This window comes from Vibrio sp. 1069 (assembly GCF_033340555.1).
Window position 1 is genome coordinate 151,872 of the sequence record NZ_JAWOWP010000001.1, and the last position, 15,666, is coordinate 167,537.

The following is a 15,666-nucleotide window of genomic DNA, read 5'->3' on the forward strand; positions in this document are numbered from 1 at the left end:
GAGGGTAGGACAGTAACGTAATGAAATTTTCTTCTGTTGTAGGTTCCGGAGTCATTTACACTCCAAGTTATGGACGAGGTCCCAATTTAACAAAGCGGTACTGGTCCTACGTGCGATATGTTGGTTAACTCGTTGTCGTGATGCATCCACATGCGTATTAGATGTGAGGGCTGGTCATCGTAGTTATGGATAGGAGTTCATCAATGAAAAGGAAACACAACAAAACTGTACTGTGTGCGTTTGTCTCTGGTTCGGTATTTGGTGCGGTTTTGGTCATTGCGATGTCTTTACCAATGTAATCCTCTTAATTCGCTGTTGGAACACTCACACTAATTCAGTACAAAACAGATTGAGTTCTGCGGTGTGTGCTGTTAGTTTAAAAAACATGAAAATACACGTTCGCCCTTCATTAACAACCTTCTCTTGGTGGCGCTCTAAATAGAGCGGCGCGGAATACTTACATTCTTAAGCTGCTGGATGGTAGCTAAGAGTGTTTGATCTTTTTATCTCCAGTAGCGATCTATTAAATACTTGGAGACAAATATGAATAGCCATAAAAATACATCTCAGCGTGAAATTATACTTACCGGAGATCGAGCAACAGGTCCATTACACCTCGGGCACTATATTGGTTCATTGCAACAACGAGTCAAATTGCAAACGGAGCACGAGCAAACGATCTTGGTCGCGGACATGCAAGGGTTGACGGATAACGCGCATAATCCATCAAAGGTATCCTCTAATATTCTCAATGTCGTTGCAGATTATTTGGCTGTTGGTATCAACCCCGCTCAAACTACGATCACGTTGCAATCTCAAATTCCAGCGTTAGCCGAGTTGACAATGTATTACAGTAATCTTGTTTCTATCGCACGATTAGAGCGAAACCCCACGGTTAAAAATGAGATTCAAAGTAAAGGCTTTGAACGCTCTATTCCCGCAGGCTTTTTAACGTATCCAATTTCTCAAGCTGCTGATATTACGGGGTTTCATGCGACGCTAGTACCAGTGGGTGATGACCAGCTGCCGATGTTAGAGCAAACTAATGAAATCGTGAGAAAAATAAACCATCTGGGTGGAAAAGAAGTTCTTAGAGAATGCCGTCCATTACTTAGCGATGCACCTCGTTTGCCGAGTACTGACGGTAAAAATAAGATGTCTAAAAGCATGGGGAACGCAATCAACTTAGGGGCCTCCGAAAAGGAGATTTCCGCGGCAGTGAAATCTATGTATACCGATCCCAATCATCTGAAAATTGAGGACCCAGGCCAAGTCAAAGGGAATATTGTATTCATCTACCTCGATGCTTTTCATCCTGATAAAAATTATGTCGAACAGCTAAAAGACCATTATCGACGAGGTGGGTTAGGTGATGGTTTGACCAAGAAAGTGTTAGAAGAATGCTTACAAGAGATTCTTCGCCCTATTCGAGAAAAGCGCGCTATGTATTTGAATGATAAAGCGCAGCTGATTGATATTTTAAAACAAGGTAGTGAGCGTTCTCGCGAGAAAACCGAAAAAGTGCTATTTGATGTGAAAGATGTATTTGGTTTAAATTTGTTCTGAATTAAAAGTAGAGAGTTGAACATAAGGCACGACGGCTGGTTAGCAACGTGCCTTTTTAAGTTCTCAGTCAGTCAAAGCGCATTGTTAAGAAGAAAAAAATTCACGACGAAAATCCGCGACTTCTTGTTGGTAATAGCTTTGCCATTCCGGTTCTGACAAATTTGAATGGCTAGAAGCTCTTTGCGTTCTTAGCTTGGACTCAAGTTGTTGTAATGCTTGTTGGTAATCTTTGACTTGTTTTTTTTGCTCTGTAATTTGCTGCTGACGAGCATGAATGTTTTTACTTTCTTCTTTCGTTAAGTAAGTTCGTTCAAGCTCTGCGATGATCGCCAAGCGATCTGGTAGGCTCATACTATTAGGAATCAGGGTGACCGCACGCTCATATTTTTCCTGGTCGCTTGTTAGCCCAATAGCATCTGCATGTTCTTGCCAGTCAATGGTGAGTTGTTCGAAAGTTCGCAAAAAGTTATCTGGGCTTTGAGTGTCCAGCTTTTGGGCTTCTAAGTTGAAATCGTACAGCGCGAACTCATCCGCGAAAACAACATCAGCCAATTCTCCCCAGATGCGTCTTGCTTCGTTCTTCAGCTGTGCAATACGCGACGCCAGTGATTGCTGCTCATCAAATAACAAATTTCCTACACTCTCTTGCCATTGGCTTCTGAGCTGAGGGTAGTTCGCCAAAAGCTGGAATCGAGCTGAAGATAAATGCGCCTCAAACAAGGCGACCTGCTCTTCACAACTACGGTTCAACATACACTCTTGCCAAAACGTCTCAAGTTCAGCGACAAGTTTCCTGCCTTTGAGTTGAGTTAATCGCTCAGTCGTTATTTGAACTGTGGAAGGGAGCTTAGTTGTTTGTGGTGAAGTATCCGTATCGGGCACGATGCTGCTTGTTTGTGGTGAGGTACTGGAGACACTCTGATTTTTTGTCTTAGGGGAAGGAGAGGAAGCGAGCTCTTTTTTTTGAACATCGTGATTGAAAGTTAAAAATATCATGCCCGCCATAATGGCGGACATGATTATCAAAGCGATTTTCTTCATGGCTTGATTGTTGCGCTTACTGGGAAATGGTCAGAAAGGTTGTAGTGTTTCCATAAACTCTCTGCGGTTGTGCGCGGCACGTCTACACGGTTGTCATTGAATGATTTCACCCCGTATTCACTACTCACCATAACATAGTCAAGGTATTCCACGTTTTCGCCACCTGATAACGCTTCACCTGCGAAGTTATTGATACGGGGATCAAAGGTTGACTCCGTGTAACCAGAGTACTGAGGCTCTATGGCGCTTAAGTTAGCGATCATTTGTTGGTAGTCACCAGGGAACTTTCTTTTGTTTACGTTAAAGTCGCCGCTGTATACCACAGTTTCGCTCGAAGGAATGTCAAGAGATTGGGCGAGTGCGCGGATTTGTTTGAACTGGCGCTGACGATACTCACGGGCGGTGTCTGTATCGAAAGATGCGGTATGGGTAGCAAACACATGGTAAGCCTGACCACCTTTAATTATTTCCGCATAATTTACGCCTTTATCGGCAAAGCAGTCTGTACCAGAGCAATCGGGAAAGACATATTGCGCTTCATTCACGATAGGGTAGCGACTAACTATGATTACGCCACCATCATGAATATTAACGCCTTCTTTATCTAACATCTTTGTTTGGTAAGGATATTCCTTGGCTAACTCACGTAAGAATGCTTCACGGCCGCTGGCAAACACCTCTTGCAGCGCCAAAACATCGTAACCTTTTACATGTTGAGGAATCAGTTCGTAACGATCTCCAATGTGCGATGCAATAGCCGTCAATGCCCAGATGTTATAAGTCATCAACTTAAGGTTTTGTTCTTCGTTGTCGACAGACTCCGCTACCTTGCTCGGCGTGATGGTGTAGTAAAGATCATCATATCGAGCGGTACTGTCTGACTTAAATGCCAGTTCGGTTTCTCTCGTACCAAAAGCGTTAGTGTTGGCACGATGAATGTTACGATCATCTTTGAGAGATAACTCGACATCGGCTGCGGACAAGCCGTATTCAATGGTCGAATTGTACCAATGGCCTTCCATTATTTGATTGAGTGTTATGCTTTCACCTTCGGGGCTAGAAACCACAGTTTCAAAACGGTAAGTTTGATTTGATTTCACGCCCTCCCAGCGGTTGAAGCTTAATACAGATTTAGTTTCCCACGGACCAAGTACCTGCACATGTTGTTGCCATTCTTCTCCGTATTGAAGCAAATCACTGCCTTCATGTTTTACTTGAATAGTTAACGGTTGCTCAGAGTTATTCGTTAGGTAAACGTCGGTATCTGCAATGCTGGGTAACGCTATCAAGCTACTTAATAAAAGGCTCCACTGCGAAAATTTCATCTTATTTTTCCATCATTTGAACTAGAGCAATCATTCTTGTTTATAAATGTTACTTGCACGTTAAATATGGATGACATCTAAGCCAGCGCTGAAAATTGTTATCAGAATGTGATCTTTATTCAATGGTGAGAATGGGGATATTGAGTGTGTGGCCGTTAAAGCGGTGGAAAATAGTACCAACAGTCAACGAATTGCATTCACTGCAATCAAGCTGTCATCTTTGCTCTATAAGTTGTGCGGCGTCATTCATCTAGCTATATGGCTAGAACTCAAATTGATAGATGGAGCACCATGGCTAGAGCAGTAAATCCAACCGATGAAACCATCATTAAATTGTTACAAGAGCAAGGTTTGATTAGAAGTGAAGCAGAAGCGCGTTTAAAGAAAGAGGTGTACCGCTTGCAACCTAATGAGATAGCAAAAGTAAAAAATTATGCCCAGCATTTTGGGATAAATGCGAAAGAAAAGCTCATCGATGAGATCTTGGATCTGCGCCGAGAAGCGCTCATGAAAAGATGTAGACACAATACGGAGCATGCGAGCCTATCTCTAAAATAGCATGTGATAAAACTATCAATTACTGGTCAAGATTTGACCTCTCAAGCCGATGTATATAAGAGCGTTCAATGATATCGAGCGCAAAAAACAGTGTGTTTTAGAGGTTAAGCTTTCACTTAAGTGAGAGGTTTGGAAAGGCTGCGGGGAGAAAGTGCATGCGTATTAAAGACTTAAGTGTCGTAAAGAAAATATCGGTTAGTTATTTAACCGTTTTTGCCGTGTTTGGTTTAGTGTCAGTAATGTTGGTGCAAGGTTTGTTAACACTGAATAAAGACATCTCAGTGCTAACAGATAAAAGTTTACCTTCTGTTGCGATTTTGAAAGGTATCCAAGTTGATATTACTAAAGTGCGTAAAGATGAGTTCTCTTTATTGCCAAACGCAAATCACCCCAAAATTGGTGAGTGGTTAAAAGGCCTCGACCAATGGCGTTCTGATGTGCAGGCTGGTATTGCAGAATACGAAAAGCTCGACCTTAATAAGCGTGAAACGCAGTCCTTTAGCGTTTTTAAAGAAACTTGGAATCAATACATCAAAGAAACGAAGACTTACAACGTATTGCTAAGCCAAGGCGATGCTGAAAGTGCAAATGATGTAATTTTATCAAGTTTCGATACCTACTCAAAAGCGTTGAGCAGCTTGGATGATACCCTCGCGTTGAACGATGAGTTGGTGAATTTGATTGGCGAAGAAGTACAAAGTGAAGCGGCATTTACACAATACAGCGCTGCTGTTGGTGCGCTTGTCGTCGCATTGGTCATGGTAATGTCTGCCATGTTGCTTTCTCGAGTCATCTGCGGGCCTGTTGATCGAGCACTGGAATTCGCTTCCAAAATCGCCAAGGGTCAATTGAATAATCAAATCGACGAAAGCGAATTGAGCAAAGACGAGTTAGGAACGCTGCTCAAAGAGCTTGTCGGTATGCAAACAAACTTACATTCGTTGGTTTCTGAGATTAATGACTCAACGATTCAGCTAACGGCAGCAGTAGAGGAAGTGAGTGCTATTTCTTCTCAGACCGCTTCTGGTATGCAAAATCAACAAATTGAACTTAGCTCGGTGGCTTCTGCGATGACAGAAATGCAAGCTGCTGTAAGTGAAGTGGCACAAAATACCGAAGTTGGCGCAACCTCTGCTTATTCGGCTGCGGAAGTGGCAAAGCAAGGAACGGTGACGTTACAACAAACTATCGCAGTAATTGAGCGTGTATCACATACGATCCAAGAATCAGATGAACTGGCACGTGAGCTTGAATCGAGCTCAAACAATATCAATGTGGTCGTAGATGTGATCCGCGGGATTGCCGAGCAAACAAACTTGTTAGCACTGAACGCCGCAATTGAAGCCGCTCGGGCTGGTGAACAAGGACGTGGGTTTGCTGTTGTGGCAGATGAGGTTCGTTCTCTGGCGCAACGCACTCAAGACTCCACTTCACAAATTGTGGAAATTGTTAATCAACTACAAGAGAGCAGCAGTAAAATAGGGCATTCAAGCCGTGATTGTCAGGAGGGTATTTCTCAGTGTGTTGAGCAAGTTAATGATGCTGATAGCCAGATAAAAGAAATTGAACATTCTGTCGATAACATAGCGCAAATGAGTACACAAATCGCAACGGCGTGCAGTGAGCAGAATTCTGTATCCGAAGAGCTGAATCGTAGCGTGGAGCATATTGATAGTGCTTCAACAGAGATGGCTGAGGGAGCTTCACAAACGGCTGTGGCTTGTCAGCAGATTAGTAGCCTAGCGCACAACTTGAAAACTCGAATGGGTTCATTCCAGCTCTAGTTGTTGTGTTTCAGCTTTATTCCTAACCTCATTGCTACAATAAATAAGCCGGACGAAATGTCCGGCTTATTTATTCTCTGTCTATATAAGTTCAGAGTATGCTCAACCTTGGGAGAATATGCTCGCTAGACTGGAATACCACTGTGAAACTTAAAATCTGTATCTGGCGTAGAAATTAAATCTGCCTCTATACGTCCAAAGTAGGCGATGCGCTCGCTGATATCTTTGCCTGCGATTTGCTCCGCTAATACAAGATAATCCTGGTAATGGCGTGCTTCTGAACGTAATAAAGAAATGTAGAACTTTGCGATATCGTCATCCATATGTGGTGCTAGTTTGGCAAAACGCTCACAAGATCGGGCTTCGATGTACGCACCAATGATGAGTTTATCGATCAGCGTTTCTGGCTCATGAGTCTTCATATGCGAAATCAGTCCTTTAGCATAGCGACTTGCTGGAATATTTTTATACTCAATTCCACGACTTTCCATGATCTCTAAAACTTGATAAAAGTGGTGTAACTCCTCTTTTATCAAAAGCACCATCTTATCGATCAAATCTTGGCTGTATGGTGAGTCGGACTTAGCCATGATTGACTTAGAAATATTGCTCTTGCCTTTTAAAGTTTCCAATGAGCCTACGTTACGGTAAGCAAAATCTTCGTAGGGCTTAAACCAGTCAAGTAAAGCATGTGAACTGGATTGGTCAACGGCATACTTGCGAATTAAAAACATGGCAGATTGGCCAGCTTTTAGTTCGCACAGTAGGTGGTCTAACAAAATGGTTTGAAGGTTCTCTGGTTTCTTTGCTTCCTCTACCCATTCATCAGGTGTACTGCATTGCAGAAATTGGTTAATGGGAGCAAGAAGATCTTGATAGGCGTCTAGATTCATCATTTTAGTTTTAGTACTTCACATTTTTACTGGGCATATCCGTTGTCTTGCGGATAGAAAAAAGGCTGCAATTGCAGCCTTTCTTGACCTGAAGTGAATGTTACCACTTTTTCTTCTCGCCGAAGAGTGCTTCCATGTCATTGTCACGCTCTTTGTCAGCAATCTGCTGCATTTCGGCATCGCTTTTATCTTGGCGCTTTTTATCTAAGTCACCCAACATCTCTTCAAGCTTTTGTTTCGCTTGAATAGAATAAGGATCGCTCTTAGTGCTCAAAGCATCGATACCTTTACGCAGCAGTTGAAGCGCGGTGCCTGGTTGGCCACGAGCGATAGAGTCGTTTGCTCTTTTGATGACATTTTCAATGTTGATGCGAATTTGCATCGTTTCCAAGCGCGCATTTTCGGTGACGTAAGTCTGGGTATCCAATCGGCCTTTGTTGTGCTCGTTACGGATAGTGTCGCGAAGTCGTTTAACCAGCTTAAGCATGACGATAGCTTGTTTATCACTACTCGGCATCTTGAAAGTGGTACTCTCGCCAGTAGGACCATTCTCTTTTAGCTGCGTAATCTGCTGCTTCATATTTTCGATACGTTGAGCAAGTTGCTTGTTCTTCGGGTCCAGCTCATGCATGCTCTCTAGCGCGTCAAGAATACGATTGTTTAGACACAGCAACAGCTCTTTACTAAAAGGGATATGGTGCGCATGACCAATCAACTCTTCAGTACCATCTATCAAGGCTACATATCGCGCTGATTCCTGCCTTTTTGCGGTTTCAACTTTAACCTTATATTGCAACATAATGTTATAGCCTAGGATTAACACCAGTAGGATGGCTACCAAAGCGATTATTAAACCAATATTCATATCTTTGCGTCTACTTTACTTTTCTGCGGCTAGCGTTAAAGAATACATGAATCTTATCTTACTCGGCACCTTATTTGTTTGATTATTTTGTCTCTCCCACGTTTTAGTTACTGATAGAAGTCACATCATAAAACTTCGGTCATTTATTGGCTCAACTTTGTGCATATTGTTTCTTTCTTGAAGATTATTAGTATGTGATTGAGGTATAAGTTAGAAATTGCTGTTCATTTCGATTTGAACGCGTTATAACTAATTATTATATCGCTCGCTTGAGTGGCCAATAAACTCTCTCATGAATAAGTAAGGGATTACGATGAAACTGCAGCAGCTGAAGTATATTGTTGAGGTTGTAAACCATAATCTGAATGTATCTGCAACGGCGGAAAGCTTATATACCTCTCAGCCAGGTATCAGTAAACAGGTTCGGTTGCTGGAAGATGAGTTAGGCATTCAGATTTTTGAACGTAGCGGTAAGCACTTAACGCAAGTGACGCCAGCTGGTGAAGAAATTGTACGTATCTCTCAAGAAATTCTCGCTCGTGTAGAAAGTATCAAAGCGGTGGCTGGAGAGCACACCCATCCAGAAATGGGGACGCTGAATATCACCACGACACATACGCAGGCTCGTTATGCACTGCCAGATGTCATCAAAGGTTTTACTTCTCGTTATCCAAAAGTGTCGTTACACATGCACCAAGGTACACCGTCACAAATGTCTGAGGCGATAGCTAAAGGCACAGCGAATTTTGCGATTGCGACAGAAGCGCTTCACTTATATCAAGATGCCATCATGCTGCCTTGTTATCACTGGAATCGTTCAATAGTTGTGCCTAAAGACCACCCACTAGCGAAGAAAGACAAAGTAACGATCAGTGATCTTGCCGCTTACCCATTAGTCACTTACGTGTTCGGTTTTACTGGCCGTTCAGAGCTGGATACAGCATTCAACCGCGAAGGTTTAACCCCGCGAGTGGTGTTCACTGCAACTGATGCAGACGTCATTAAAACTTACGTTCGTATGGGTATCGGTGTTGGTGTGATTGCGAGCATGGCAGTTGATGAAGAACAAGACAGCGATTTGGTTGCGATTGATGCAAGCCACTTGTTTGGCGCAAGCACAACGAGCATTGGCTTCCGTCGTGGTACCTTCCTTCGCTCTTACATGTTCGACTTTATGGAGCGTTTTGCACCGCACTTAACGCGTCCAGTGGTTGAGCAGGCGATTTCGTTGAAGTCTAATGCAGAAATCGAAGAGATGTTTAAAGACATCGAGCTTCCGGTCAGATAACACTTCATTGATGTTTCGATTCCCTCTACAATGCGCTCGTTGTAGGGGGAGCTATGAAAACGCAATTTCAATTTATTAATGACTGCTTAATCGAAAACCAATCTTTGTGGCGATTCGAGCCGTTTAAAAGCAGCATTCACGCATCATTGCCTTGGCAAGAGCAACATCCTCAGTTGTGCCAGTGGTTGGCGTCTCTTTCTCCCTCCCAAATTGAAGAATACAAAGCGGAACCGGAGCTTGCCTTAAAAGCACTTAGTCCGTTTTTGCCTGAACTTGAACAACTTTCAGAACTCACTCGCATAGAACCGCTAGCTTTAAAAGGCTTGGAACTCGCTCGTGGTTTAGATAACGGTATTCCGGGACGTAAGTTGGAGCAAATTAGCTCGATGGGTGAAGCTGCAATTCAACAACACTGTGGCGAAGAATGGCTAGAATGGTGCTCAGGTAAAGGTTACTTGGGGCGAATCCTGACAACGCAAACCGATCAGCCTGTAACCAGCTTTGAATACCAACAAGCACTGTGCGATTCGGGGCAACAAGCAGCCAATGAACATCATTGGAAGATGACGTTTATTCAAGGCGACGCGTTTGATAGCAAAGCGAAAGCCGTGTTTAAGCCAACGCAACACGCAGTAGCACTGCATGCATGCGGTGACCTTCACGTTCGTCTAATGCAGTACGGCAGTGAAAATGGGGTTGCTGCGATGACCATATCACCTTGTTGTTACCACTTGATTCAGTCGGAACAATACCAGCCGATGTCGGAATCGGGCAGGGCTTCTTCTCTCTCATTGTCTAAGCAAGAACTGCGTATCCCATTACAACAAACGGTGACAGGAGGAGAGCGCGTGCGTCGTCATCGTCAGCAGGAAATGATGTTTCGTCTTGGGTTTGATTTGATCACGCGACAAGCTTTGGGAATGGCAGAGTATCAGCCTGTGCCGAGTATCCGTAAGTCGCAATTAAGTGATGGTTTTGAATCTTTATGTCGCTGGGCAGCGGAGCAAAAAGGCATTGTTCTTCCTCAAGAAATCGATTTCTCTCATTTTGAAAAGTTAAGCGAACAACGCTTCTGGCAAATGGAGAGAATGAGCTTAGTGCAACTTGTTTTTCAACGTCCGTTGGAGGTCTGGCTCGCATTAGACAAAGTGCTTTATCTTGAAGAACGTGGTTACCGTGTTAGATTGTCAGAGTTTTGCCCTAAATCGGTCACGCCTAGAAATATTTTAATTTGTGCATATAAGATTTAGTTATTCTTTATAGCCAAACGCTCTATATGAAAAAGCCCACTTATGAGTGGGCTTTTGTAAACAAAACGTGACAAGTTATGTTTTATTTTGTCATTAATTAAACATAGCGATAGCTTGAGTTGGTTCAACGTATTCCAAGTCAAAGCTTTCTGCTACTTCTTTACACGTTACTTTTCCGTGAATAACGTTTAGACCTTCAAGGAAGCCTTTGTCTTCTAGAAGTGCTTCGCGGTAGCCTTTATTTGCTAACTTCACGATGTATGGAAGTGTAGCGTTGTTGAGTGCAAATGTTGAAGTGCGAGCAACTGCGCCAGGCATATTTGCTACACAGTAGTGAACCACTTCATCAACGATGTAAGTTGGATCTGCGTGGGTTGTCGCGTGTGAAGTTTCGAAACAACCGCCTTGGTCAATTGCCACGTCAACCACTGCCGCACCAGGCTTCATCTTAGCAATGTGCTCTTTAGTGACCAGTTTAGGTGCTGCTGCGCCAGGAATTAGAACGGCACCGATAACAAGGTCTGCTTCTAGAACATGCTTCTCGATAGCGTCTTCAGTAGAATAAACCACTTTTGCGCGACCTTGGAATTCTTCGTCAAGCTTACGAAGTGTGTCTACGTTACGGTCTAGAATAGTGACGTCAGCGCGAAGGCCAACCGCCATACGAGCAGCGTTTGCACCAACTACGCCACCACCAACGATAACGACTTTTGCAGGTTCAACACCAGGTACGCCGCCTAGGAGCAGACCACGACCGCCGTGCGATTTTTCCAACGTTTGCGCGCCAGCTTGGATAGACATCCGACCTGCCACTTCTGACATTGGTGCTAACAGTGGCAAACGACCCATATTATCTGTTACAGTCTCATAGGCTATACAGACAGCTTTGCTCTTGATTAGCTCATCAGTTTGTGGAAAATCTGGTGCTAGGTGTAAATAAGTAAATAAAATTTGCCCTTCGCGGAGCATTGCTCTCTCTACTGCTTGGGGTTCTTTTACTTTTACAATCATGTCTGCTTGCGCGAATACGTCAGCAGCATGAGGGAGAATGGATGCGCCGACAGCGATGTAATCATCGTCTGAAAAACCAATGCCGGCACCTGCATTGGTCTCAACTAAAACTTGGTGACCATGTGAGATGAGTTCTCTCACGCTAGCTGGGATCATACCAACACGATATTCGTGATTCTTGATTTCCTTAGGTACGCCAATGATCATCCTGTATCCTCTTTCTATAATGGTTGTATTAACTGTTAGTAGGGTGTTATTGTCGAATTAATAACTAGTATAGTTATAGATTTGTAAAATTTGGCACCAAATATTAAAAAGTTGTAGTATATTTTTTTGCAAGGAAGTAATAAGGTGGAATAAAAAATGGCAGACAACTATAAAAAGCCGTCCAAGGAACTAGACCGTATCGACCGCAACATTCTTAATGAGCTGCAGAAAGACGGTCGTATTTCAAACGTTGAGCTTTCAAAACGTGTGGGACTTTCTCCAACGCCATGTTTGGAGCGTGTACGTCGCTTAGAGCGTCAGGGTTATATCACAGGGTATACTGCATTATTGAATCCGCAGTTCCTAGATGCATCACTATTAGTATTCGTTGAGATTACGCTAAACCGTGGTGCGCCGGATGTGTTTGAGCAGTTTAACTCAGCTGTTCAAAAGCTAGACGACATACAAGAGTGTCATCTTGTTTCAGGTGACTTTGACTATCTTCTTAAAACCCGTGTATCAGATATGGGTGCTTACCGCCGACTATTGGGCGATACGTTACTACGTCTACCTGGCGTAAATGACACTCGCACATACGTTGTTATGGAAGAAGTGAAACAATCTAACCAGCTTGTGATCAAAACTCGTTAATTTCTTGCAAAGAAAGCGGTATATGCTTCCGCTTTCGCCAGAGAGTAATTGGGTTTTTCTCCTTGATATGGTTAAATCAATTTACCGAGCGGCTTGATGCCGCTCGGAATGTTTTGCAATTTCCTATTTCATTTCCATATTCAAGTTGATTTATGTTCAAAGAGAACGCAAAGAAAGTCGAAACCATTATCAAAACCAGTGAAGAGCCCCAGTCTTCACGCTTAAATGGCTTCCAACGCTTAAAAGAGTGCTGCTTTATCGTTGGCGTTCTTAGCTCGGTATTGCTTGCGGTTGCACTATTTACCTTCAGTCCGGCCGATCCTTCTTGGTCCCAAACCGCATGGGGAGGGGATATCGATAATGCTGGTGGCCTTTTCGGCGCTTGGCTAGCCGATACTCTATTCTTCACATTTGGCTCTCTCGCTTACCCAATCCCTTTCTTGCTAGCGGCGGCTGCATGGGTGATTTGCCGTAAACGAGGAGAAGATGAGCCCATTGATTTCATGCTATGGGGTACAAGGCTGCTCGGTCTGGTCGTCCTTATTATGACCAGTTGCGGTCTTGCCGATATTAATTTTGATGACATTTGGTATTTTTCATCCGGAGGTGTGGTCGGGGATGTGTTGTCTAGCCTCGCTTTACCTACATTGAATGTACTCGGTACCACATTGGTATTGCTGTTCTTGTGGGGAGCGGGCTTTACGCTCTTCACTGGCATCTCATGGCTTAACATCGTGGAATGGCTTGGTGATCGTGCGTTAGCACTAATTGCCGCGCTTGCAAATAAGGCAAGAGGTTCAGAGCAGGAAGTTTTAGAACCTCAGCTTGATGAGTTTGTAGAAGACAAAGTCTCTACGCCTAAACACAATGTAGACCATGAAATTGATGATGAGCCGCTTCCTCATTTAACGGCGTACGATGTCGATGAACCGAAAGAGCCGGCGCCAGCGCATGAGTATCCTATTTATATGCCGCAAGCGAAACCTGATAAGCCTGAGGAACAGGCGATGGTAGAACCGACGCCACCACAACGCAAGGCTACGGTTAATGCTGCGCCAGTTTATTCTGAACCTGAGCCTCAAATACAACCTATCCATACGGTTAACACTGATAACGTTGATCCGCTCTTGGAACGCACCAAGCAACTGAATGTTACGATAGAAGAGCTTGAAGCAGCGGCGCAACAAGCAGATGACTGGGGAACTGAAGAACAGGCAGCCCCATCATTTGCAGACACTTACTCTTCCTATGTAGAGCCACATACAGCTACAGAAGAACCGATCAGTGTTGAACCAGATTATGCGGAGTACGAACAATTTGAAGCAGAGCAAGTACAGCAGCCAAGTATTGAGCATCCTGTACATGAAGAGCCTGCAATTGATTCTGCTGTATTAGATAGCATCACGGCGCAAACGGAATCTAGCCAACATATTGAGCCTACGATCTCTGACTTTGATGTGTTAGATGATGAAGACGAAGTGGAGTCTCAGCCTGCGCAGCAAGTACAGCCAACAACGCCTCATCAGCAAGTTGCAACACCTTCAACAACATTTGAACCTGCACCTCAAAAAGTGGAGGTAGAAGAGGTCCAAGACAACGACCAAGACGTTACCGCATTCCAAGATATGGTTTCCAATGCGCAAGCCAAAGTCGCTGCAACACAGAACCCATTTTTGGTACAGAAAGAAGAAAACTTGCCAGTTCCGGAAGAGCCACTCCCAACGCTCGAGTTGCTTTATCATCCAGAAAAACGTGAAAACTTTATCGACCGTGATGCGTTAGAGCAGGTCGCTCGATTGGTAGAGAGCAAACTCGCTGACTACAAAATCAAAGCCGATGTGGTTGGTATTTATCCTGGTCCAGTGATCACTCGTTTTGAGCTTGATTTGGCGCCGGGGGTGAAAGTAAGTCGTATTTCTGGTCTTTCAACTGACTTAGCGCGTGCATTGTCTGCGATGGCGGTACGTGTCGTGGAAGTAATCCCTGGCAAGCCTTACATCGGTTTGGAACTGCCAAACATGAGTCGTCAGACGGTCTATTTATCTGATGTCATCAGTAGCCCTCAGTTTGAGCAAGCAACGTCACCAACAACGGTTGTGTTAGGTCAAGACATTGCGGGTGAAGCTGTGGTGGCCGATCTTGCGAAGATGCCTCACGTGCTAGTAGCAGGTACAACAGGTTCTGGTAAGTCGGTGGGTGTGAACGTGATGATTTTGAGCATGCTGTATAAAGCAGGTCCAGAAGATGTACGCTTCATCATGATTGACCCGAAAATGCTAGAGCTTTCTATTTATGAAGGTATCCCTCATCTTCTTTCTGAAGTTGTGACTGATATGAAAGACGCATCAAACGCTCTACGTTGGTGTGTGGGCGAGATGGAACGTCGTTACAAATTGATGTCGGCATTAGGTGTACGTAATGTGAAGGGCTTCAACGAAAAATTGAAGATGGCAGCAGAAGCGGGCCACCCAATCCATGACCCGTTCTGGCAGGAAGGCGACAGCATGGATACTGAACCGCCATTGCTAGAAAAGCTGCCTTACATCGTCGTTGTTGTTGACGAATTTGCTGACCTAATGATGGTGGTAGGTAAGAAAGTTGAAGAACTGATTGCTCGCTTGGCGCAAAAAGCGCGCGCGGCAGGTATTCACTTAATTCTTGCGACTCAGCGTCCATCGGTTGATGTTATTACCGGTCTAATTAAAGCGAACATTCCAACTCGTGTTGCGTTTACGGTATCGACTAAAACGGACTCTCGTACAATCCTAGATCAAGGCGGCGCAGAATCACTACTTGGTATGGGTGATATGTTGTATCTACCGCCGGGATCAAGTCATACAACTCGTGTTCACGGTGCATTTGCATCAGATGATGATGTTCATGCTGTTGTAAACAACTGGAAAGCGCGTGGTAAACCGAACTACATTGAAGAGATCATCAGTGGAGATCAAACTCCAGAAAGTCTATTGCCAGGTGAGCAAATGGAAGCGGATGAAGATGTAGACCCGCTCTTCGATCAAGTTGTTGAGCACGTGGTTCAATCACGTCGAGGTTCGGTTTCCGGTGTTCAGCGCCGATTTAAGATAGGTTACAACCGTGCCGCCCGTATTGTAGAGCAGCTTGAAGCGCAGGGCATCGTAAGTGCTCCGGGTCATAACGGTAATCGTGAAGTACTGGCACCTGCGCCACCAAAAGATTAATGAACTTGTGTTACTCACCTCAGTCCA

Annotated in this window: 12 protein-coding genes; 7 read left to right on the top strand and 5 right to left on the bottom strand. The window is 44.1% G+C overall.

What is annotated here, in order from left to right:
• The first annotated feature begins 543 nt into the window (after positions 1-543).
• Complete coding sequence (gene trpS / locus R7040_RS00655) at positions 544-1,566, top strand: tryptophan--tRNA ligase (RefSeq protein ID WP_318095199.1); 1,023 nt, start codon at positions 544-546, stop codon at positions 1,564-1,566.
• An 84-nt stretch (positions 1,567-1,650) separates the two neighbouring features.
• Here the strand turns inward: trpS and R7040_RS00660 are convergent, their stop codons facing one another.
• Positions 1,651-2,607 carry a hypothetical protein gene (locus R7040_RS00660; RefSeq protein ID WP_064353783.1) on the bottom strand — a complete coding sequence of 319 codons (957 nt, stop codon included), beginning with the start codon at positions 2,605-2,607 and terminating at the stop codon, positions 1,651-1,653.
• Entirely contained in the window at positions 2,604-3,932 is a 1,329-nt protein-coding gene (locus R7040_RS00665; protein ID WP_064353784.1) for a sphingomyelin phosphodiesterase, read from the bottom strand. Before R7040_RS00665 ends, R7040_RS00660 begins: the two co-directional genes overlap by 4 nt.
• A 291-nt stretch (positions 3,933-4,223) precedes the next feature.
• On the opposite strand from R7040_RS00665, the gene R7040_RS00670 reads away from it, so the two are divergent.
• The gene (locus tag R7040_RS00670) at positions 4,224-4,490 is read left to right on the top strand and encodes a hypothetical protein (protein WP_017634954.1); all 267 of its coding nucleotides are present in this window, start codon (positions 4,224-4,226) and stop codon (positions 4,488-4,490) included.
• Positions 4,491-4,645: 155 nt separating this feature from the next.
• A complete protein-coding gene (locus R7040_RS00675) occupies positions 4,646-6,274 on the top strand; it encodes a methyl-accepting chemotaxis protein (RefSeq protein WP_213896144.1) in 1,629 nt (542 codons plus the stop codon).
• A 125-nt stretch (positions 6,275-6,399) separates the two neighbouring features.
• Here R7040_RS00675 and miaE read toward each other — a convergent pair whose 3' ends face one another.
• Both miaE and R7040_RS00685 read right to left on the bottom strand, forming a co-directional pair.
• Positions 6,400-7,170: a tRNA isopentenyl-2-thiomethyl-A-37 hydroxylase MiaE gene (gene miaE, locus R7040_RS00680; RefSeq protein WP_064353786.1), complete on the bottom strand. Its 771-nt coding sequence runs from the start codon at positions 7,168-7,170 to the stop codon at positions 6,400-6,402.
• A gap of 97 nt (positions 7,171-7,267) precedes the next feature.
• The gene (locus tag R7040_RS00685) at positions 7,268-8,032 is read right to left on the bottom strand and encodes a hypothetical protein (protein WP_005378247.1); all 765 of its coding nucleotides are present in this window, start codon (positions 8,030-8,032) and stop codon (positions 7,268-7,270) included.
• 313 nt (positions 8,033-8,345) lie between these two features.
• On the opposite strand from R7040_RS00685, the gene cysB reads away from it, so the two are divergent.
• Together cysB and R7040_RS00695 are read left to right on the top strand one after the other, a co-directional pair.
• On the top strand, positions 8,346-9,320 hold the full coding sequence (cysB, locus tag R7040_RS00690; protein WP_006742885.1) for an HTH-type transcriptional regulator CysB: 975 nt from the start codon (positions 8,346-8,348) through the stop codon (positions 9,318-9,320).
• Between the two features lie 53 nt (positions 9,321-9,373).
• A complete protein-coding gene (locus R7040_RS00695; RefSeq protein WP_213896053.1) occupies positions 9,374-10,570 on the top strand; it encodes a methyltransferase in 1,197 nt (398 codons plus the stop codon).
• 93 nt (positions 10,571-10,663) lie between these two features.
• Here the strand turns inward: R7040_RS00695 and ald are convergent, their stop codons facing one another.
• Positions 10,664-11,788 (bottom strand): alanine dehydrogenase, encoded by a 1,125-nt coding sequence (gene ald / locus R7040_RS00700; RefSeq protein WP_005378241.1) that lies wholly within the window; start codon positions 11,786-11,788, stop codon positions 10,664-10,666.
• A gap of 156 nt (positions 11,789-11,944) precedes the next feature.
• On the opposite strand from ald, the gene lrp reads away from it, so the two are divergent.
• Together lrp and R7040_RS00710 are read left to right on the top strand one after the other, a co-directional pair.
• The gene (lrp, locus tag R7040_RS00705; RefSeq protein WP_005378234.1) at positions 11,945-12,439 is read left to right on the top strand and encodes a leucine-responsive transcriptional regulator Lrp; all 495 of its coding nucleotides are present in this window, start codon (positions 11,945-11,947) and stop codon (positions 12,437-12,439) included.
• A 152-nt stretch (positions 12,440-12,591) separates the two neighbouring features.
• On the top strand, positions 12,592-15,639 hold the full coding sequence (locus R7040_RS00710; RefSeq protein ID WP_318081282.1) for a DNA translocase FtsK 4TM domain-containing protein: 3,048 nt from the start codon (positions 12,592-12,594) through the stop codon (positions 15,637-15,639).
• Positions 15,640-15,666: the final 27 nt, after the last annotated feature.